General features: G+C 61.8%; 19 protein-coding genes. 3 read left to right on the forward strand and 16 right to left on the reverse strand.

Going from position 1 to position 21258, the window contains the following annotated elements:
- Positions 1–109: 109 nt before the first annotated feature.
- The 7 genes from AC0QTX_RS24630 to aldA form a co-directional block, all read right to left on the reverse strand.
- Positions 110–1798: a GMC family oxidoreductase gene (locus AC0QTX_RS24630; protein ID WP_474606444.1), complete on the reverse strand. Its 1689-nt coding sequence runs from the start codon at positions 1796–1798 to the stop codon at positions 110–112.
- Between the two features lie 42 nt (positions 1799–1840).
- Positions 1841–2929 (reverse strand): mandelate racemase/muconate lactonizing enzyme family protein, encoded by a 1089-nt coding sequence (locus AC0QTX_RS24635; protein WP_474606445.1) that lies wholly within the window; start codon positions 2927–2929, stop codon positions 1841–1843.
- Positions 2930–2972: 43 nt separating this feature from the next.
- A complete protein-coding gene (locus AC0QTX_RS24640) occupies positions 2973–3947 on the reverse strand; it encodes an ABC transporter permease (RefSeq protein ID WP_474606446.1) in 975 nt (324 codons plus the stop codon).
- 8 nt (positions 3948–3955) lie between these two features.
- A complete protein-coding gene (locus AC0QTX_RS24645) occupies positions 3956–4957 on the reverse strand; it encodes an ABC transporter permease (RefSeq protein ID WP_474606447.1) in 1002 nt (333 codons plus the stop codon).
- The gene (locus tag AC0QTX_RS24650; protein ID WP_474606448.1) at positions 4950–6479 is read right to left on the reverse strand and encodes a sugar ABC transporter ATP-binding protein; all 1530 of its coding nucleotides are present in this window, start codon (positions 6477–6479) and stop codon (positions 4950–4952) included. The genes AC0QTX_RS24645 and AC0QTX_RS24650 overlap by 8 nt, the downstream gene beginning before the upstream one ends.
- Positions 6480–6551: 72 nt before the next feature.
- Complete coding sequence (locus AC0QTX_RS24655; RefSeq protein WP_474606449.1) at positions 6552–7532, reverse strand: ABC transporter substrate-binding protein; 981 nt, start codon at positions 7530–7532, stop codon at positions 6552–6554.
- Between the two features lie 76 nt (positions 7533–7608).
- Positions 7609–9081, reverse strand: a complete 1473-nt coding sequence (gene aldA / locus AC0QTX_RS24660; protein ID WP_474606450.1) for an aldehyde dehydrogenase — start codon at positions 9079–9081, stop codon at positions 7609–7611.
- A 371-nt stretch (positions 9082–9452) separates the two neighbouring features.
- Between aldA and AC0QTX_RS24665 the strand changes: the two genes are divergently transcribed.
- Together AC0QTX_RS24665 and AC0QTX_RS24670 are read left to right on the forward strand one after the other, a co-directional pair.
- On the forward strand, positions 9453–10190 hold the full coding sequence (locus tag AC0QTX_RS24665) for an FCD domain-containing protein (protein ID WP_474606451.1): 738 nt from the start codon (positions 9453–9455) through the stop codon (positions 10188–10190).
- Positions 10191–10295: 105 nt separating this feature from the next.
- Positions 10296–11444 carry a glycerophosphodiester phosphodiesterase gene (locus AC0QTX_RS24670; RefSeq protein ID WP_474606452.1) on the forward strand — a complete coding sequence of 383 codons (1149 nt, stop codon included), beginning with the start codon at positions 10296–10298 and terminating at the stop codon, positions 11442–11444.
- Between the two features lie 62 nt (positions 11445–11506).
- On the opposite strand, the gene AC0QTX_RS24675 is transcribed toward AC0QTX_RS24670, so the two are convergent.
- The 9 genes from AC0QTX_RS24675 to AC0QTX_RS24715 all read right to left on the reverse strand — a co-directional run bounded on the left by AC0QTX_RS24675 (position 11507) and on the right by AC0QTX_RS24715 (position 19559).
- Positions 11507–11965 carry a YbaK/EbsC family protein gene (locus AC0QTX_RS24675; RefSeq protein WP_474606453.1) on the reverse strand — a complete coding sequence of 153 codons (459 nt, stop codon included), beginning with the start codon at positions 11963–11965 and terminating at the stop codon, positions 11507–11509.
- 126 nt (positions 11966–12091) lie between these two features.
- Positions 12092–12946: an oxidoreductase gene (locus tag AC0QTX_RS24680; protein ID WP_474606454.1), complete on the reverse strand. Its 855-nt coding sequence runs from the start codon at positions 12944–12946 to the stop codon at positions 12092–12094.
- Between the two features lie 98 nt (positions 12947–13044).
- Positions 13045–14019: an isoaspartyl peptidase/L-asparaginase family protein gene (locus AC0QTX_RS24685; RefSeq protein WP_474606455.1), complete on the reverse strand. Its 975-nt coding sequence runs from the start codon at positions 14017–14019 to the stop codon at positions 13045–13047.
- 4 nt (positions 14020–14023) lie between these two features.
- Complete coding sequence (locus AC0QTX_RS24690; RefSeq protein WP_474606456.1) at positions 14024–15079, reverse strand: DmpA family aminopeptidase; 1056 nt, start codon at positions 15077–15079, stop codon at positions 14024–14026.
- Complete coding sequence (locus AC0QTX_RS24695) at positions 15079–15975, reverse strand: polysaccharide deacetylase family protein (protein ID WP_474606457.1); 897 nt, start codon at positions 15973–15975, stop codon at positions 15079–15081. Before AC0QTX_RS24695 ends, AC0QTX_RS24690 begins: the two co-directional genes overlap by 1 nt.
- A 47-nt stretch (positions 15976–16022) precedes the next feature.
- Positions 16023–16778 (reverse strand): SDR family NAD(P)-dependent oxidoreductase, encoded by a 756-nt coding sequence (locus AC0QTX_RS24700; protein ID WP_474606458.1) that lies wholly within the window; start codon positions 16776–16778, stop codon positions 16023–16025.
- A complete protein-coding gene (locus AC0QTX_RS24705) occupies positions 16775–17791 on the reverse strand; it encodes a ketopantoate reductase family protein (RefSeq protein ID WP_474606459.1) in 1017 nt (338 codons plus the stop codon). Before AC0QTX_RS24705 ends, AC0QTX_RS24700 begins: the two co-directional genes overlap by 4 nt.
- On the reverse strand, positions 17791–18486 hold the full coding sequence (locus tag AC0QTX_RS24710; RefSeq protein WP_474606460.1) for a creatininase family protein: 696 nt from the start codon (positions 18484–18486) through the stop codon (positions 17791–17793). The genes AC0QTX_RS24705 and AC0QTX_RS24710 overlap by 1 nt, the downstream gene beginning before the upstream one ends.
- On the reverse strand, positions 18483–19559 hold the full coding sequence (locus AC0QTX_RS24715; protein WP_474606461.1) for a GntR family transcriptional regulator: 1077 nt from the start codon (positions 19557–19559) through the stop codon (positions 18483–18485). The genes AC0QTX_RS24710 and AC0QTX_RS24715 overlap by 4 nt, the downstream gene beginning before the upstream one ends.
- 96 nt (positions 19560–19655) lie before the next feature.
- On the opposite strand from AC0QTX_RS24715, the gene AC0QTX_RS24720 reads away from it, so the two are divergent.
- A complete protein-coding gene (locus AC0QTX_RS24720) occupies positions 19656–21236 on the forward strand; it encodes an ABC transporter substrate-binding protein (protein WP_474606462.1) in 1581 nt (526 codons plus the stop codon).
- Positions 21237–21258: the final 22 nt, after the last annotated feature.

Here is a 21258-nt window from a genome sequence, read left to right on the forward strand (position 1 = left end):
TTCTCCTACCTGACCAAGCCCGTGGCCGACAACATGGCCAAAGCCTTCCGCGAGGAGTAGCCGCCACAAAAAACACCGGAGCACCAAAGCCCCGGGTCCCCCTCCTGCCTCAGCTTATCGTTGCAACGCTCATGTCGCCCTGCTCTGACAATCTAGGGCCGAACTGAGAGGTGCTGATGGTCGGTCGGCCGGTGATGAGTTCTGCGCAACGGCTTCCGAGCATCATTGCGGGCGCATTCGTGTTGCCCGCATTGATGTTGGGCATAGCCGAGAGGTCGCAGACCCGCAGGTTCTCGATGCCACGAACGCGCAGCCTGGAGTCGAGTACGGCCATCTCATCACTCGCCTTGCCCATCCGACAGGTTCCGCTGGGATGATAGTTCGTCTTCACGAAGCGGCGGCAGTGCTTCATGATCGCCTCGTCGCTGAGATCGCCAGGATCTGGAATTGATACGCGCTCGATCCGCTCGGCCAGGGGAGTGGTCTGGAAGGCGCGGATGAAGAAGCGCTGTCCATCGATCATCGCGCGGGCGTCATCGGGATGGCTCAGCAGATTGGGCGAGACGAGGGGCATGTCATCCGGATTGGCCGAGTGCAGGCGGACATAGCCACGGGATTTTGGTTTCACCACGACAGTCGTGATCGTCAGCCCATAGGTGTCCTCGACGAGGTTGAGCGTGTCCCGGTCCAGATAGACGATCGGCACGCAGAAGGCCTGGATCGTCGGCTCGGCCTCAGGATCGGTCGGGTTCACGAAGGCGCCGGCTTCGACGCCGGCCGAGAGGATCGGGCCGGACCCAAACAGGCGGAAGTGGATGCCGTTGAGAAGCATTCGCCAGCCCACACCTTGCTTGTAATAGCCATAGGGACCGTTGGCTTTTGCAATAAGCGGAACCTCCGGATGATCGATGAGATTTTCGCCCACACCGGGAAGATCAGCGATGCAGGAGATGCCGTGCTCCCGCAGCTGATTGGCTGGGCCGATGCCCGAGAGCATAAGAAGCTGCGGCGTCACGAGGGCGCCGGATGCAACGATCACCTCACCGTCCGCATACACCTGATGGTCAACGCCCTTGGCATCGCGATAGGTGATACCGACGGCTCGCCCGTTTTCGATCTCGATCTTTCTTACCCGCGACTGCAGGCGGATGACGAGGTTTGGGTTATCAGCGAGTGGCGCCAGGAAAGCGTATGCTGCGCTGCTGCGCCGACCGCGACGGTTCATGAACTGGTAGAAGCCGACGCCCCGCTGCTTGGGACCGTTGAAATCGGGGTTGAAGGGTTCGCCAAGGGCCTGAACGGCCTGCACGAACCAGCGCGACATATCGTTGATATGGCCGGGATCCGATACCAGCAACGGCCCGTCAGCGCCATGCAGCTCGTTGTAGAACCTGTTGTTGCCTTCCATGGTGCGGAAGTGGGGGAGCACGTCGGCCCAGCTCCATCCGGGATAGTCATTTTCTCCGTGCAGCGCCTCGTGCCACTCATTATAGTCGGACGGGCGCCCGCGCATATAGACCTGGGCGTTGACCGAAGAGCCTCCGCCAAGAACATTGGCCTGCGGAATGTCGTGCACGCGACCGTCCAGATGCTCCTGCGGTATCGTATGATGATAGCGCATGTACTTGCTGCCGTTGATCATCTTGAAGATGCCTGGCGGCATGTCCAAGAGCGGGTGACGATGGGAGTAGCCGCCCTCGAGCAGCAGGACGCGTCTGCCTTCATTGACGAGGCGCGCGGCGGCCACGGAGCCAGAAGAACCGCCGCCGACGACGATATAGTCGAAACGCTCTTTCATTCCTGCATCCTGCTTCAAGTGCTCTTGAGGGACTCCGATGCCTTAGGCCCTGATCTTGTCGAGACCTCTCCAGTCGAAGGTAATGCCATGGCCGGGACGATCCGGCGCCAGGGCAAAGCCTTCCTGTATTCTCAAGGGTTCGGCGATGTAGCGCTCCAGCCCGAAGCCGTGGGCCTCGAGATAGGAGCGGTTCGGGCAGGCGGCGAGGAGGTGCACGGTCACGTCATGGGCGCCGTGGCTGGTGATCGGCAGGTTGAAGGCCTCGGCCAGATGGGCGATCTTCATGAACGGCGTCACGCCGCCGCAATTGGTGACGTCGGGTTCCGGATAGGTCACTGCGCCGCCGGCCACGTAGAGCTTGAACTCCCAGAGCGTACGCAGGTTCTCGCCGGCAGCGATGGGCAGCCCGCCCTCGCGTACGATACGGGCGTGGCCTGCCGGGTCATCCGGTATGGTCGGCTCCTCGAGCCAGGTGAGATCGAAAGGTTGAAGGGCGCGCGCGGCGCGGATGGCTCCATCGACGCTCCACTTCATGTTGGCGTCTGCCATCAGCGGAAAGCCGGCGCCGAGATGTTCGCGCATCGCCTTCACCCGCTCCACATCCTCGAACAGATTGGCACGGCCGACCTTCATCTTGATGGCCCGGAAGCCTTTTCCCAGGTTGTCGTCGGTCTGGCGCAGGAGCTTGTCGAGTGGCAGATCGAGATCGATGCCGCCGGCATAGCAGGGAACTCTGTGATCAAAGCCGCCAAGGGCCTTCCAGAGAGGCAGATTGGCCCGCTTGGCCTTGAGATCCCAGAGGGCCATGTCAAAAGCCGACAGCGCCAGAACCGTTGGACCACCCCGCCCGCCGTAATGGAGCGCCCACCAAGCCTTGTGCCAGAGGCGCTCGATCTCGTCAGCCTCTTCACCATCCATGATTTCGGGCAGCTCGCGGCCGAGGATCGTATCGATGGCGGCACCGTTGCGCCCGACCGTGAAGGTATAGCCGACGCCCTCGGCTCCGTCCGCATCGCGGATTCGCACCGTGTTGAGCTCGAAGGCACGCATCTCGCCATGCATGGAGTCGGTCAGGACGGTCGGAAGCGGGATGCGGTAGAAACCGGGTTCGATGGAGGTGATCCGGGGCATGGTTGTCCTTCACTCTCTTGATTGTCGAATGTGCGGCCGAAACTCAGGCGGTCTCTTCGGTGCGCATGCTCAGCCGGGCCTGAAGGGCGACGACGAGCAGCAGGAACGCGCCGCGGATGACGGATTGCCAATAGGCCGAGAGACTGATCCAGCCGAGACCGTTCTCGAAGTTCAAGATGTTGAAGATCAAACCAAGGAGGAGCACGCCCGCGAGCGTCGATCCGACGGAGCCGACGCCTCCGGTCAGCAGTGTGCCTCCGACCACGACAGCCGCAATGGCGAAGAGCTCCCAGCCCACGCCCTCGATCGGCTGGCCGGCTCCGAACTGCGCAGCGAGGATCACGCCCGCTAGGCCCGCGAGGCCGCCGCTCGCCAAGTACACAAGCGCCTTCACCCGCTGAGCCGGCAGCCCCATGAGGCGGGCCGCATCCTCGTTCCCTCCGATCGCGAGCACGGTGCGCCCAAACGCGGTAAAGTTGAGAACGAGGGAGCCGAAAAGATAGGCTATGAGCGCGATCCAGGCCGGAATCGGAAAGCCAAGGAAGTCGCCTTGTCCTAGTTCGACGAACCCCGTCTCGTATGAAACCGAGACAGACTGGTTGTCCGCCAGCAGCAGTGCGCAACCACTCGCGGCCAGCATCGTGGCGAGGGTAGCGATGAAGGGCAGGATGTTCAGTCTCGTGATGATGAAGGCGTTGCAGGCGCCGACCGCCAGCCCGGCCGCCAAGCCGCCGAGCAGTCCGGGCATGACGCCATAGGATGAGAGCAGGGCAGCCACGACGCTGCCGAGGGCTGCGGTTGAGCCCACAGAGAGATCGATGCCGCCGGTGATGATGACGAAGCACATCCCGAGCGCCACCAGGGCGAACATGCTGTTGTAGCGCAGAACAGAGAGGACGTTAAAGGCGCCGAGGAAGTTCTCGTAACGCAGCCATCCGAACAGGATGAGGGCGACAAGCGCCAGGAGCACGCCGTAGCGTCCGATCCCTTGAAACAGCTTGAGTGAGACTGTGTTCATCGGGGACCTCAGCGATGGCTCTGCCGCTGCAGCCAGACAGCCAGCACGATGATGGCAGCCTTCGCCACGAGAGCGGCGGCATCGGGGACACCGTTCGCCAGAAGCGTGTAGCGCACGAGCTGGATAATCAGTGCTCCAACCAAAGTGCCGATAACTGTGGCCCGGCCTCCGGTGAGGAGCGTTCCGCCCACCGCTACAGCCGCGATGGCATCGAGCTCCATTCCCAACCCGACGAGATTGGCGTCTGCCGCGGAGTTCCTTGCGATAACGATCAGACCCGCGATGCCGGACAGAAGACCGCTGATGAGGTAGACCCGCTGCTTCACGGAAGCCACGGGAATGCCGGACAGCCGAGCTGCCTTCTCATTGCCGCCGACGGCAAGGATCTGCCGGCCGAATACGGTCCGCCTGAGCATCCAGGCTGCTGCAGCCACGATGACGATCATCAGGATGGCTTGGAAGGGGATGCCGAAGACACGTCCGAGCCCAATGAACTGGAAGCTCGGCAGGTTAAAGACCTGCAGATTACCGTTGGTGAAGACCTGCGCGATGCCCCGACCGGCGATGAAGAGCACGAGAGTCGCAATGATCGGCTGGATGCGCAGGCGCGTCACCAGCCAGCCATTGAACCCGCCGAGCGCCGCCGCAGCCAGGACCGGCACGACGAAAGCCAGCGCGATGCCAACGGCTGGGTGGGGCGGGGGAAAGAGCTTGCCGAGGAAGATCAGCGGTGCAATCGCTCCCGCAATGGCCATGAGAGCACCGACGGACAGATCAATCCCGCCCGTGGCGATGACGAGGGTCATCCCGACACCGACGATCACGATGGCGCAGACCTGTGTGAGGTTGACGTTGAGCGTCTGCCAGGTGGCGAAGTTCGGCGTGATGGCGAGGTTGACCAGAATGAGGAGCGCCAGCGCAATCCAGGCGCCATAGCGCGTCAGAATGGTTCTGGCGTCGAAACGAGGCGCTCTGTGCGCAGGGGGCAGGGTGGCCGTCGTATCAGCCATGGATGCTCTCCCGAGCGCTCTCATGCCCATGAGCCATAGCGGCCATGACACTCTGCTCGTTCACTGCGTCGCCCCCAAGCTCGGCTGCGGTGCGGCCGTCGCGAAGGACGAAGATGCGGCTGGCTGCCTCCACGACCTCCTCCAGCTCCGAGGAGATCATCAGGACGCCGAGACCTTGCCCGGCGAGTTCCCGAATCAGGCTGAGAATCTCGGCCTTTGCGCCGACATCGATGCCGCGGGTCGGTTCGTCGAGGATCAGGAGCTTGGGGTTCATGCACAGCCAGCGGGCAAGCAGCACCTTCTGCTGATTGCCGCCGGAGAGTTCACGGATCCGCTGTTCAGGACCGGTGCAGCGGATGCCGAGACGCTTGATGAAGCGGTCCACGATCTCCCGGCTGCGGGCCTCGTCCACGATGCCGCGTCGGGCCAGCTGCGGCATGAGGGCGAGAGTCAGGTTCTCGCGCACGGACATATCGGGGATGATGCCTTCGAGCTTTCGATCCTCCGAGCAGAAGCCCATACCGGCCCGGATAGCATCCAAGGGTGCGGCGATGGCATTTTCACGTCCAGCGAATCCGACCTTGCCGGCATCCGGCTTGTCGGCTCCGAATACGGCCCGCACGGACTCGGTCCGGCCCGCGCCGAGAAGCCCGGCGAGGCCGACGATCTCGCCCTGCCTCACATCGAAGCTGACATCGTGAACCTTCCTGCCCACAGCGAGGTTCCGGACCTTCAGCACAGGCTCCCGGGCCTCCCCTGGCGCATCGGTCATGTCAGCGCCTTCGTACAGAACTTCCGACAGCTCACGCCCGAGCATGGTGGTGACGAGATCGAGCCTGGAGAGCTGAGTCATTGAGGCAACCTGCACAGTGCGGCCATCGCGCATGATGGTGACCCGGTCGCACACGGCATACAGTTCGTCGAGCTTGTGGCTCACGAAGATCACCGAAACGCCGCTTTCCCTGAGCTGACGGATAACGCCGAACAGGACCTCGACCTCGCGCTCGTCGAGCGAGGAGGTGGGCTCGTCCATAATGACGAGCTTGGCTTCAAAGCCGATCGCGCGGGCGATGGCGACCATCTGCTGCACGGCTGTGGGATACAACATGAGCGGGCGGCGCACGTCGATGTCGATCTTGAACCGGCCGAGCAGCGCGCGGGCTTCCGCATGCATGGCCGACCAGTCGAGGAGACCGAAGCGGCGCTTATCACGACCGAGACAGATGTTCTCCGTCACGGACCGGTAGGGGACGAGATTGATCTCCTGATAGATCGTGCTGATGCCGGCCCGCTGTGCGTCCTGCGGCGAGGAGAACTCCGCCGGCCTGTCGTCGAACATGATCTCGCCGGCATCCTTCCTGTAATAGCCGGTCAGGATCTTGATCATCGTGGATTTGCCGGCGCCGTTCTGGCCGATAAGCGCATGAACCTCGCCCTTCTCAACCACGAGCTCGGCCGAGCGCAGAGCCGGTATGCCGGCGAAGCGCTTGTCGATGCCACGCATGGAAAGAAGCGGCGCCATGGAAGCTCCGTTCATGGTTTCGACAAAACGAAAAAGGCGCTGCCCGTTCTCTTACAGGCAGCGCCTCGATTCTTAATAGGCGTCCGCGATGAGTTGGGTCGCGTTAGACTTGTCGAAGAAGCGGTCGGTGTTCACCACCCACGGCTCAATCTGCTCGCTCTTGGCGTAGCGGGCCAGGGTTTCGAAGGCTTTTGGCCCGAACTTCGGATTGCACTCCACGGTGGCGAGCATCTTGCCGTCGATAATGGCCTGGAGCGCATCCCGCGTGCCATCGATGGACACTACGATCACGTCTTTGCCCGGTTTCTTTCCGGCCGCTTCGAGGGCCGCAATTGCACCGATCGCCATCTCGTCGTTGTGTGCGTAGATCGCCGTTGCGTCCGGATGAGCCTGCAGCAGCGTCTCGGCTACCTGGCGGCCCTTGTCGCGGGCGAAGTCACCGGATTGCGAAGCGACGACCTTCATGCCGGAATGCGCCTTGATGTAGTCCTCAAAACCCTTGCGGCGGTCGTTGGCCGGAGAGGAGCCTGTGGTGCCTTCTAGCTGGATGATCTTGGCATTGCCGTTCATGGCTTTGGTCAGCGCCTCAGCCGCGCGCTTGCCTTCGTCCACGAAGTCAGAGCCGATGAAGGTCACGTAGTCGCGGCCTGCCTTCGCGAGGCTCTGGTCGACGTTGCGGTCGAGAAGAACCACCGGAATGCCGGCCCGCTTGGCTGCCATGACAGCCGGGATCAGGGGCTTCTCTTCGCGCGGGGCCAGAAAGATCAGATCAACGCCCTGAGCGATCATCGAGTTGACGTCAGCCACCTGCTTGGCGGCGGAGCCTGCAGCGTCGGTGTAGACGAGCTGATGCCCGAGCTTGGCTGCTTCGGCCTTCATACTTTCCGTCTGCGCAATACGCCACGGATTGTTCGACTCGGTCTGCGCGAAGCCGACCTTGTACTTGTCTTTCTGCTTCAGCTTAGGCAACTCCTGCGCGGACAAGCCGCCGAGGCCTAGGCTAAGGGCGGCCACACCGGTCGCGAGTGCAAGGAAAGTCCTTCTCAGCATCATCTTCCTCCATTAAGTTTCTTATGCCCGTTTTCGGGGTTCTTGAGCTTTTGCCGCAGCCGTTTATGGCTGCGGATCTTCACCAACGGACGTAAGTCGTCTGCTTGCGCAGGTATCCGTCGAAACCGTATTTGCCGTCCTCTCCACCAAGGCCCGAATGCTTCCACCCTGTGTGGAAGCCCTGCACGAGTTCGCCGCAGGGACGATTGACATAGAGTTCGCCGAAGGAGAGCTCCCGCGAGAGGCGCATCACCCGGCGCAGGTCGTTCGTATAGACATAGGCCGAGAGGCCATAGCTGCTGTCGTTGGCGAAGCTCAGCGCCTGTTCGAAGCTGTCGATAGTCATGACCGGTGCAACCGGGCCGAAGATCTCCCGCTGCATGACGGAGGCCTCGTTGCTGTCCACGCGCAGAACGGTCGGCTCGAACCAATGGCCGCGGGAGAACTCGCCTTCGGTCAGACGCCGTCCGCCCGTGAGAACCTCGGCGCCCGCCGCAATGGCGTCGTTTACGATCTCCTCGACCTTGTCGACCTCGGGGCGGTTCACCTTCGGCCCCATGTCAGGATTGGTCATGGGGTCGGCGAGGCGCATCTGCTTGACCCGGGACACGAACTTGTCCAGGAACGGCTCCGCGATGCTCCGGTGCAGATACATGCGCTCGTTGCACGTGCAGATCTGCCCGCAATTGGTGAAGCGCGAGACGATGGCGGCTTCCACCGCGGCTTCGATATCCGCATCGTCTAGGACGATGAACGGCGCCTTGCCGCCGAGCTCGAGGCGCAGGACCTTTAGCTCATGCGCTCCTGCCGCATAGATCTCCCGACCGGCGCGGACGCTGCCGGTCATGGTGATCATGGCGCTGATGGGGGAGCGCACCAGCGCATCGCCCACGGTGCGCCCGTCGCCCGTCACCACGTTGAGCACGCCCTTCGGGATCCCGACTTCATGGGCAAGACGAGCGATCTCAAGGGCAGACAAGGGCGTGGATTCGTGTCCCTTCACCACCATGGTATTGCCGGCCATGAGGGCAGGGCCGATTTTGCGCGCGGCGAGAGCCGCCGGATAGTTCCAGGCAGTGAGGCCGACGACCACGCCGAAGGGCACACGGCGGATCCAGACTTCCTCGTTCTGGAAGTCGGAGGGAAGGATGTCGCCTTCAATGCGGCGCGCACTCTCGGCCGCGAAGGTCAGGAATGTGATGACCGCATCGATCTCACCTTCGGCCTGATTCAAGGGCTTACCCTGCTCCAGCACCACAATGCGGGCGAGATGAGCCTTGTTCCTCTTTACTGCCGCTGCAAGATCGGACACGTAGCCGGCGCGCACGATAGGTGGGAGAGCAGCCCATGCAGGCTGAGCGCGGCGTGCTGCCTCCAGCGCCTCAATCGCGTCCTCGACGGTTCCGGCTGGGACGGATGCAAACACGACCTCGTTTGCGGGATTCTCGACATCCGAGCGCCCTGCCGAACGTCCATCCGTCCAGGCGCCGTCGATATACATCTGGTAGTGGGTCACAGCCTCGGAGCGGCCAACTTGAACCGAATTGGTCATGGCCGCACCTCGCCTAATCCCTGCCTGGGCAGGTGCGGGCCAGAGTTCGACAGCGGGGTGCCTCGTGATGGCGTCACCAGTCTCTCCCTGTGTGCTCAAGCTGAGCAATGTCAAACCAAACGTTAGCTCGCGCCCTATTTGGTTCGACCGAAACTAGGATGGGCAGACAGTTTTCAGCTGTCAAGGCCGATGATTTGAGCCAGGAAGCTGTAGTTCAATGGGTCTGACGTCGGATTCCGGCAGATGTAGGGCGCTGCGATCAGGGGCCGATGGATTTTGGTCTGACCATATGGTAGGTGTCAGTGCCTGCAGATCAGCTTTGGCTCGTGCGGATCAAGTGCCGAGAGCTGTAGGACAAGAACGAGGTGACCATGGACCAGAGCGAAAGGCTGCATGGCCACTTGGCTACGGGGGCAGGGGCTCGACGTTCGGATGCTGTGGCGGCCGAACTGGTTCAGATGATCCAAACTGGGGGCCTTCAGGAGGGTGAGCGTCTTCCGGCCGAGCGCGATCTGATGCAGCGCTATGGTGTGAGCCGGGCCGCCGTTCGTGAGGCGATCGTTTCGCTGGCCAATCGCGGCCTTGTCGAAACCCGCCTTGGGCATCGTCCTGTCGTGCGCAAGCCCGATTATGAGATTGCCGTCGGCAAGGTAGGCAATCTCGTCGGCCATCTCATGGTCGATCGGAAGGGTGTCTGGAATCTCTTCGAGACCAGGATTTTCATGGAGACAGCACTCGCACGCTGGGCCGCCAAGCACGCGCGGCGGGACGATCTCGATAATCTCAGGGCGGCGCTCGATGCCAACCGGGAGTCAATCGGCAATTCACCCCTCTTCGATGAGACCGACGCCGCGTTTCACGCGGTGCTCTATCGAATCCCTGGTAATCCGATCTACCCGGCCATTCATAAGGCCTATGTGGAATGGCTGACTCAGCATTGGCGTTCGATGAAGCGCGGTGCCGGAATCGATCAGATGAACTGCGCCGGGCACGAGGCCGTCTTCGAGGCAGTCCTTGCCCGCGACCCCGACAATGCGGAGGAAGCCATGCGCCGCCATCTCGTGGCGGCATGGGAATTCGTGAGGTCCACCTTTCCGTCGGATAGCTGAACCGCCTCTTGTTGCATCGGATATCGGCTGCGATAGTTGCAGGGATGCGTTGGTCATCACGGCGTCACAGAAGCGTCGCTAGAGACCTGTCCAGGAGGAGAGACCATGAAGTATCTTGCAATGCTCGGATCCGTGACTGCCATTCTGCCGGCGATGATCGGATCGTCGCTGGCTCAGGAGAAGACGCTGACCGGCGCGCCGACCATCGTAGTCGCCCATCGCGGCGCCAGCGGCTATCTGCCTGAGCACACGCTTGAGGCCTATAAGATGGCCATCGACATGGGAGCTGACTACATCGAACCCGATCTCGTCGTGACGAAGGATGGCGTGTTGATCGCCCGGCACGAACCGATGCTGAGCGGTACCACGGATGTGGCCAACCGGCCTGAGTTTGCGTCCCGCAAGGCAACCCGCAAGGTCGATGGTGTCGATACAAGCGATTGGTTCGCCAGCGACTTCACGCTCGCCGAGATCAAGCAGCTTCGCGCCAAGCAGGCCATGGCTGATCGCGATCAATCGAAAAACGGCCAGTTCCAGGTTCCGACCCTGCAGGAGGTGATCGAACTCGCCAAGAAGGAAGGCGCTGCAAGGGGGAGGGCTGTCGGCATCGCTCCTGAGACCAAGCATTCGACCTTCCATGCCGCTCTCGGACTGCCGATGGAAGACCGACTGGTGAGCGTCCTCAAGGAGGCCGGCTGGGCCGACGCGTCAGCCCCGGTGGTCATCCAGAGCTTCGAGGTGGCGAACCTGAAGTACCTGAACACGCGGATCGACGTGAAGCTGGCGCAACTGCTCGATGCGGAGGACGTAGACAAGGACGGCAACATCGTCCTCAGTGCGCCCTATGCCCAGCCTTATGATTTCGTCGTGGTCGGCGACAAGCGCACCTACAAGGACCTTCTGACGAAGGAAGGTTTGGCCGAGGTCAAGTCCTACGCGGATATCCTGGCACCGTGGAAACCCTACATCCTCCCGACAAAGCAGGTCGACCAGAATAACGACGGCAAGGCGGACGACTTGAACGGCGATGGAAAGGCCGACGAGCAGGATCGTATTCTCGCCGAACCGTCCAGCGTTGTGAAGGACGCCCATGCTGCGGGCCTGCAGGTCTTCACTTGGACCTTCCGAAACGAGCCCAAGCGCCTTGCTTCCTCCTTCAAGGGCGATCCGGCGGCCGAGTACAAGGCGTTCTATGCTCTTGGAGTCGACGGACTCTTCAGCGATTTCCCCGATACCGCCGTGAAGGCACGTTGATCGTCAGGATCTTCTGAGCAACCCGGCATCCGAAGATGCCGGGTTTCTTGTAAGTGCGGATCCTACTGACACACATCCACCCAGTCAGCGCCGACGAGATCGGCCATGCGCCGCGGGTCGATGCGCACGGCTGCGTGGATGGAGCCCGCAGCCGGGACAACCTCGTCGAAAGCCTTGAGCGAGATGTCGCAATAGATGGGCAGGGGCGTTGCCAACCCGAAAGGGCAGACCCCACCCACGGGATGCCCGGTCAGTGCCTGGACCTGCTCCGCGTCGAGCATCGACGCCTTGCCGCCGAAGGTCGCCTTCACTTTCCTGTTGTCCAGCCGGGCAACGCCGCTCGTGACCACCAGGAAGCTTTTCTCCCCCACGCGGAGGGATAGGGTCTTGGCGATTTTTTCCGGCCCGACGCCATGCGCTTCCGCCGCCTGAGCAACGGTGGCCGTGCTCGTCCCCATCTCGATGACCTTGAGATCAGGTGCATTCATGGCAAGGAAGGCGCGAACGGATTCAAGGCTCATTGCCGGCAAATTCCCTTCGAAATCGCTTGGAGCGTGAGGAGCGGGTCCTATCGAATACAGCCCTCACATAGAATGGGAAAGCCACCCGGTAGTAGCCATCAGCCCGTATGGTGTCGGAGATCCTGTCTAGCCTTCGCTTTCAGGATAATCTGCTCCGCGGCTCGTCTCAGCCCAGGTGTCGATCTCGGCAAGGGTTTCCTTCAACTTGTTCCGGATGCCTTCGAGAGCAATCGAGCCCAGCACCAGATGCTTGGGCGGGGTGTCCGCCTCGACGGCCTTGATGATGGCCTCTACAGCTCGTACGGGATCCCCGGGCTGCTTGCCGCTGTAAGTGGCCGTCGCCTCCAGGCGAACGCCCACTGTACCTTGGTAATCAGCAATCATCGGGCGTCGCTGCTGCAGGGATCGACCGGCCCAATCCGTCCGGAACGGTCCGGGCTCCACGCAGGTCACCCTGATGCCTAGCGGGGCTACTTCCCTGGAGAGAGAATCCGACAGGCCTTCGACCGCATGCTTTGTCGCTGCATAGTAGCCGGAGCCTTCGAAGCCGATGAAGCCCGCCTGTGAGGAGATATTGACGATATGCCCGTGACGGCGCTTCCGCATGCCTGGAAGCACGGCGCGCGTCATGGCCGCAAGGCCGAACACGTTGGTCTCGAACTGGGCGCGGATCTCGGCATCGTCACCCTCCTCGATGGAAGACTGGTAACCGTAGCCTGCGTTGTTCACTAGAACGTCGATGGTCCCGAAGCGGTCCTCCGCCTCCTTGACCGATGCAGCGATCTGGCCGGGGTTGTTGACGTCGAGCGACAGGGCAAGGGTTCTGTCCTCATGGCCCTGTGTCAGGTCCTGCACCCTGCCGACGTCGCGGGCCGTTACCACCGCACGCCAGCCTCGGCGCAGCACCAGTTGAGCGAGCTCCCGCCCGAATCCCGTGGAGCAACCCGTGATGAACCAGACAGGATCGTCGTTCAGTGGCATGCGCGGTCTCCTTTGCCCTGGTAGGTGCGCGAGGTGGCATATAGGGTCCGAACTGCGGCTGTGAACGGGGCTTCCCCTGCTTTCGCTTCACGGAGAAGCTAGGCCGTCTGGAACTCGATGAGAGGCTCATCATAGATAGCGGTCAGGAGCTTGCCGTCACCTCGCACAACACCGCGATACATGCCTGAGCAGTTGAAGGGCAGGGATACGTTGCCGGCGCGATCTACTGCGATGATCCCGCCAGTACCCCCTGCGGGAGCCAGCATATCGATCACGACCGCACGCGAGGCCTGATCAAGGGACTGGCCCGCATAGCGCATGCGTGAGGCGATCTCGTGCGCTGCCGCATATCGGATGAAGATCTCCCCGTGGCCAGTCGCCGACACGGCGCAGGTCTCGTTGTCGGCCCATGTGCCCGCGCCGATCACCGGGCTATCGCCTACGCGCCCGGGGGCTTTGGCCGTCATGCCGCCAGTGGATGTGGCCGCCGCCAGATTGCCGTGCCGGTCGCGGGCGACAGCACCCACCGTGCCATGCTTGCGCGACTCGTCCTGATCCTCAGCGCCGCTCTTGCGCATGGCAAGCGTCTCCTGCAGCGCCTGCCAGCGTTGTTCGGTGTAGAAGTATGAGGGCTCTTCAAAGGACAAGCCTTGCCGACGGCAAAATTCCAGGGCACTTTCGCCGATAAGCAGCACATGGCCTGAATGCTCCATTACGGCGCGCGCGGCAAGAACTGGATTGCGCGGGCCGCTGATGCCGGCAACGGCGCCTGCGGAACGGTCGCGCCCATCCATGACGGCGGCATCCATCTCCTGCTTACCGGCGGAAGTATAGACCGCACCGCGTCCGGCATTGAAGAGGGGTTCGTCCTCAAGAGCCATCACGGCGGCGGAGACCGCATCGAGGGCGCTGCCACCGTCCACAAGAACAGCGTGTCCAGCATCGAGGGAGCGGCGCAGGCCTGCATGATAGGCGGCCTCCCGTTCTGGCGTCATCTTGCTGCGTAGGATCGTGCCGGCGCCGCCATGAATGGCGAGGGCGAAATCGTTGGAGGATGTCGTGCTGCTGGTCATGAGGTCAGGAATCCGATCGGGAAGGTGAAAGAGCATCAGCCAGGGAAGAACGGCGGTGGCCGTTACGGCCTATCATGGATCCGGCGGCCACGAGCGCATCGAGAACGGCTTCCTGCGTGGCATCGGTCATCGCCTCGAAGAGCAGATCGATGCGATTCTCGTTGAGGATGCGGATATCAACCAGGGCTGCCTTCTCGTCGTGCAAAAGGACATTCGCGGTCGTGAAACCGAGTGCAATGTCGCCGCTGCCATGACCCCAGAAGGACCCCAGCCGTGCAAGCCCGACACCGGAGCGGCGGATGACGCGCTTGAGCTGCCGGTCGCTCAACGGAACGTCGGTGGCCGCGATAATGATGATCGATCCCTTTTCCGAGATCTCCCTCTCCGGCTTAGCCTCTGGAGGAGCGATCAGCCTGCCGTCTGGCAGGCGCAGGTCGCCGGAACGGCCGAAGTTCGACAGGACGAGCACCCCTAAGTGGTACCTGCGTCCATCGAGGTCTAGGAGACGGGATGACGTGCCGATGCCGCCCTTGAAGCCGAATGTGCTCATGCCGCAGCCGGCACCCACCGAGCCGACCTCGAAATGAGTGGAGGCGTTCACCAGAGCTGCACGTGCATCATCTTCCGTGATGGTGAGTGCTTGGATGTCGTTCAGGTATCCGTCATTGCACTCGAAGACCACCGGATTCACCGTCGCCGTTGTGCGGCCGATATCCGGGTTGTGTTCGATGGCATGGCGCACCAGCGTCGTGCAGCATGTGCCGACCGAGAGAGTGTTGGTGAGAAGGATCGGAGTCTCGATGGTGCCCAATTCCTCTACCTGTACGAGGCCGGCGCTCTTGCCGAAGCCGTTGAGCACATGAACGGCCGTTACGGGCTTGCAGCGATAGAGATTGCCGCCATGAGGAATGACCGCTGTGACTCCGGTCCGGATCTCGCCCTGAACCAGGGTGCGATGACCAACGCGAACACCTGGAATGTCCGCGATGCTGTTCAGCTCACCCGCGGGCAGGCTGCCGCAGGAAAGACCAATATCCCTGGGGCGCGCGGGAGACACCATCAGGGGCACTGCTCCTTCACGAATGCAGCAATCTCAGCATGGGTCGCCACCCACACGTCCGCGCGCTGCGTGATCTCCTCCAAGAGCTTTTCCAGAATCCAGATGCGGGAGCGGTAACCGGTCACATGAGGGTGCATGGTCAACAGGAACAGGCCTCCTTCCTCATAGGCTCGCTCGAACTCCCGGAAGAAGATGTCGTAGACGGCCGTCGGCGGCGTGTGGGGGCGCAGGCCGGTGAAGCGATGCATGTTGAAATAGACAGCATCATCGCGGATCCATTCCACCGGCAACTCCACGATGCCGGTAGGCTCGCCGTGTTCCAGGAGTTCGTAAGGATCGTCGTCCGCCATGAGAGACGAATCGTAGAGTAAGCCGAGTTCGCGTTCGATGCGCAGCGTGGTCGGGCTGAAGTCCCAGGAAGGGGTGCGTAGACCGACCGGACGTACCCCCGTGATCTTTTCCAGGGTATCGGCCGCCCGGAACATCAAGTCGCGTTCGATTTCGTAGGGAAGCTGGCTGTTGAGCTCGTGGATCCAGCCGTGAATGCCGATCTCATGCCCCTCCGCCACGACCCGGCGCTGCTCGTCTTCATAGAGGAGGGCAGCCACAGCAGGGACGAAGAAGGTTGCCTTGGCGTCATGCTTGGCGAGCGCATTCAGGATGCGCGGCACGCCCTGGCGGTTGCCGTACTGGCCCTGCGACATGCGCCCGATGGACTTGCCGCCATCGCGCAACTCGTTCGTTTCATGATCCGAGTCGAAGGAGAGGGCGACGGCGCAACGGGCACCATTCTTCCATCTTGAAGGCTTCAGCGAACGCCCGGCGCGCACATGATCCACCTTGTTGCGCCAGGTCTGCTCGTCCCAAGCCCAAGGCTGGCTGCTCACATCATCCATGGTGCTCTCAACTCCCAGCTTGAAACAATTCGAAGACCGGCAATGGTTCAGGAGCGCCCGCCGTCAACGGAGATGATCTGCCCCGAGATCCAGGCTGCTGCATCGGACGCCAAGAACATCACGGCATTCGCAATGTCCTCTGGATAGCCCAAACGGCGAGTGTGGATGCTCTCCACAAGTCGTGTCTGACCTTCGGGTCCATAGCTCTCCCACTGGCGCTGCGTTGCCGGATTGGACAGCACGAACCCCGGCGCCACGCTGTTCACGGTGATGCCAAAGGGGCCGAGCTCGAAGCTGAGCTGCTTCGTCAGGCCAACGAGTGCATGCTTGGACGCCGTATAGGCCTGAATGCCAGTGAGGCTCGGGCGAAGACCTGCTCCGGATGAGATGTTGACGATGCGCCCGAACTTCCCGCGCTTCATATGAGGGGCTGCCGCCTGGGAGCACCAGAAGGCGCCATGCACATTGGCCTCGAACAGAACGAGCCAATCCTGCTTGCTCACCTCCTCAAGGGGCTTCGCCACTTGGCCGCGAACGCCGCCGGCGCAGTTGACAAGGATGTCGATGCCGCCGAGGGCTTCCGCCATGTCGGCAAAAACGTCAGCTACGGCAGCGCGATCCGCGAGATCAAGGGTGCGGGTTGCCTTGGCGCCGGCCTCGGCAGCCACACGGAGGCCAGCTTCATCCAGATCGAGGGCCCATATATGAGCACCCTCGGCTGCAAGAGATTGGACGATGCTGCGTCCGATACCCTGTGCGGCTCCGGTGACGGCGACGCGACGGCTAGTGAAGTCCAGGTTCATAGGTTGAGCATCTCGTCTAGGTTGGACCAGGATTGTTCGCGTCGCCCGTCCTCGATGTCGTGGATCAGGTCGACGAGCCTGCTGATCGCGGGCGTTGGAATTCCGGTCTCCTGGCCAAGCGTCGCGATGATGGCGATCTGAGCATCGACCTCGGTCTTGCGCTTGCGCACGGCCAGATCGCGCCAGATCCCGGAATGGGTCTTGGCCGTGTGGCGGTTGAACTCTGCCATGTCTGCGACAGAGCGCCGTGCGGCTGCCTCGTCCGCTCCTGGCATGAAGGCATCCGGGTCGAAGCCGTTGAACCCGAGAGGCTTGACGCCTCTCGCCTTCGCCACCTCCATCACCTCCTGACCGAGGCTGTGATAGACCCGGAAATGCCGCTCCGACGCCAGGTTCTCCGACATGGAGGCATTCGTCAGCGCAGTCGCAAACAGCAGAGAGCCATAACCGAGCTTGCCCCAGAGATAGCCCCAGATGTTGTCGGTAAGCACGGCCTTAGGCTCGAATATCGATAGCAGACGGTGATAATCGCGCACTGCAGCTGTCGCCTGTCCATCAAGGCCGCCTACGGCAACTGCAGCCCGATTGCCAAACAGTATGCGACCCGGCTCAAGCCAATCTGCGCCGAAATTCACGAAGCAGCCGACGGTTCGCTCAGCGCCGACTTCCTCGGCGATGATGATCTCGTTGAGCCCGTTCTGCGCAGACAGGACAGTTCCGTCGCCGGCAATGTGGGGTTCAAGGGCGCGTACCGCCTCTCGGGTATGGTGGGCTTTCACGGCCAGGATAATGCGCTTGAACTGACCCGCCACCTCGCTCGGCAAAGCTGCGTTGACAGGCTGGCTGAAGGTCTCGACGGGGCCTTCGATGAAAAGGCCGTCGCGTTTCATCGCTTCCACATGCGGCTCGACGATGTCGACGAGGAGCACATCCTCGCCGGCGCGGGCAAGATAGGCGCCAAGGGTGCCGCCGATAGCGCCGGCACCCCAGATCAGGATCGTATTCTCGTTCATCACCAGTTCTCGATCAGGGCACGGGTTTCATCGATGGCCACCGACCATATGGCATTCATGTCTTCGTCGGAGCGTTGGAAGTAGCCGCCGAAATTTCCATCCTGGAGGATTTCGCGGACACCTTCCGGGCCAAAGGTCCGCATGCGGTCCAGATCGACCATGGGCTTCTGGTGAAACGGCTGGTCGATGCCGGACAGGCGCGTCCAGGGGAAGTTCTCCATCCAGGAGGCGTGCGAGGCGACAGGATCGATCTCCTTGACCTTCTCGAAAGTCCGCGGCGCGTTCCACCAGTTGTGGAACTTCACGCGGCACTCGGGATTCTCGCCCATCCATTCGATCGCCGCCGTATGGCCTGGCGTGTTTCCGCCATGGCCGTTGACGAAAAGGACCCGGTGAAAGCCCGTGCGCTTCAGCGAGTCGAGAATGTCCGTGATGATTCGCAGATAGGTGTCGGCCTTCAGGGAGATCGTGCCGGGATAGGCCATGAAGTAAGGCGTGATGCCGTAAGCCTGAACCGGGAAGACCGGAATGCCCGTCGGGGCTGCTGCTTCAACGGCCACACGCTCGGCCAGGATGCTGTCGACGGACAGGCTCAGATAGGCATGCTGCTCCGTGCAACCGAGAGGGACAACGGCGCGATCATCCGACTTCAGGTATTCTTCGACCTGAAACCAGTTCATCTCACTGACTTTCATGAAGACTCTTCCTCTTGAGACACCATTGACGAGCGCAGGCGCTCGATCACGGGGAGCAGGGTAGCGCGGATTGCATGAGGATCCGGCACATAGCGGAACTCCATGGCCTGTCGGCCGGGCGGCAGCAGCTTTATGACGGTTTGTTCCGCGCCGCTGGCATAGATTGCCACGTCGAGCTGTGCGAGAAAGCTTGCGAGATCGGGTGCCGTGATCAGGCGTACGTCCACCGCCGAGACATGGGGCGCAAAGCGCAGCACGCCAGGCTTCATGAGCGCCGTGAACTCAGGAAAGATCGAGATGATGCCAACCCGCGCCATCGGATCCAGCATCGCGAGGCGAGCCCGCGTCTCCTCTGCAGGAATGAAGCTCAGGCCGACAACGGGAATGCCGCTTGGCACGAGGTGCTCGACCTCGCCGCGGCGATGCGCCAGCGTAACGCAGATATCGCAGGGAAGGGGAAAGGTCTCACCTGCATGCAGGGCGTCGACTGTCGTGACGACGATGGTGTCGTCGGATCCGAGATGATCCTGGATGCGATTGGCGTATTGCTGGGTGGTTTCCACGAAATTGCCCACCATTACGAGACGCAGCGGTCGCGACGGTGTCGGTCCGCGCGCGGCGCGGGCGTTTACTAGGGATGAAACGACGGAGGGTGCAAGGCCAAGCTGTTCCGCCTCGTTGAAGAGCAGTTCGACGCGACGCTGGATCTTCCGGATCGCGTGCGAACGCAAACCGTCGCTATTGTGCCCATCTCCTACATAGGTGCCTGCCCCCGGCTTCGCTTCGATGAGGCCTGCCTCGCGCAACTCTCTGTAGACCGTCGCAACGGTCATGTGCGCGATGCCCGCACGCTCTGCCAACTCACGTACGGAGGGAAGGCGTTGGCCTGTCGGCAACTCACCGAGCGCAATCCCGAACTCGATCAGACCACGCAACTGAGTGCCGAGCGGCACGGGAAGGGAGCGATCGAGAGCTCCTGCGAGGCCTGCAAGGATGCGCTCATCAGGTGTCTGTTCCGTGTCACTATAACGGATGCCCTCATAAGCGGCAGGTGCTGTTTGGGGTTTAGGCAAGGTGCTGTTGACTTTTCTTGTTCGGAGGGCCTACCGTTCTAATCGATAAGAACACCTTGGACGAAAAGCCAGGGTCTTAGCAAGAGGGGAAGTGAATTGAAACAAAACTTCAAGTCGGGTGGATCACTCGTTGCAGCTCTCGTCCTCGGCACCGTGCTTAGCGGTGGCGTATCGGCGCAAACCCTGACCATGGGTCTGCGAGCCGGCCCCGACTCCATCGACCCCCATTGGTCGACCCTTGGCAGCCAAGCCGAGGCTCTGCGCCATATCTTCGATACAGTGGTCATGTCGGACGAGAACCTGGGCCTGAAGCCGGGCCTTGCGACCTCGTGGAAGCCGATTGACGATACGACTTGGGAATTCAAGATCCGGGAAGGCGTGAAGTTTCACGACGGATCCGAGCTCACCGCCGAGGACGTTAAGTTCTCTATCGACCGCATCCCGGTCGTCACCGGCCCGATGAGCATGACAATCTACACGAAGCAGGTTGCGGAGACGAAGGTCGCCGACAAGTACACCTTGCATGTGAAGACGAAGGCTCCGGCGCCGACCCTTCCGAACGACTTCATCCGCCTGTTCGTGGTATCGAAGTCGGTAGGAATGGAAGCTCGCAACGAGCAGTTCAACTCTGGCAAGGCTGCCATCGGCACCGGCCCGTACAAGTTCGTCTCGTGGGAGCCGAAGGGCGACCTCGTCCTGGAGCGCAACGACAATTACTGGGGTGGCAAGCAGCCTTGGCAGAAGGTAGTCCGCAAGGAGATTCCGAGCGATCCTGCCCGCATGGCAGCCCTCAAGTCCGGCCAAGTGGACCTCGTCAACTATGTGCCGGCCACCGACTACGCTGCGATGCAGAAGGACAAGTCGGTCGACACCTTCGTGGCCGACTCGGTCTATTTCCTGAACCTTACGCCGAACGTGAAGGAGACCCTGCCGAAGAAGGTCAAGGTCGACGGCAAGGAGATCGATGCCAACCCGTTGCGCGACCCGAAGGTGCGCGAGGCCATGGACCTTGCGATCGATCGCAAGACGCTGGTGCGCGTTGTTCTCGAAGGCCTGGGCCGCCCAGCCAACCAGCTGATGCCCGCCAGTTTCTTCGGCGGTAACAAGAACCTGCCGGAGCGTCCTTACGATCTGGCGAAGGCCAAGCAGCTTCTTGCCGATGCTGGCTATCCGAAGGGCTTCGAGATTGACTTCCACTGCACCAACAATCGCCTTCCGGGCGATGCGGCGGTGTGCGAGGCGCTCTCGCAGATGTGGGCTCGTGCTGGCCTGAAGGTCAACGCCAACGCACTCAATGGCACCGTGTTCTTCCCGGCTCAGCAGAAAGGCGAGTTCTCTCTCTGGATGAGCGGCTGGGGTACGCTGACTGGTGAGGCGAGCTATACCTATGGCTCTCTGGTGCATACGGCGGATCCGCAGGTAGGCCTTGGTGCCTTCAACAAGCAGGGCTACTCCAATCCGGAAGTAGACAAGCTGCTGCAAGAGGGTGCTCGCACGATGGATGACACCAAGCGGCGTGCCCTGTTCGAGAAGGTGACCGAAGTCTCCATGAATGATCGCGCACTGATCCCGACCGTCCAGATCCAGACTGTCTGGGCTGCGAAGAAGGGGACCGTGACCATCCCGCCGCGGGTCGATCAGGAGACTCTTGCTTACGAGATCAAGCCTAAGAGCTGATTTCGAAATCCTCAGCGGCCAG

The organism is Microvirga sp. jy35 (assembly GCF_056148915.1).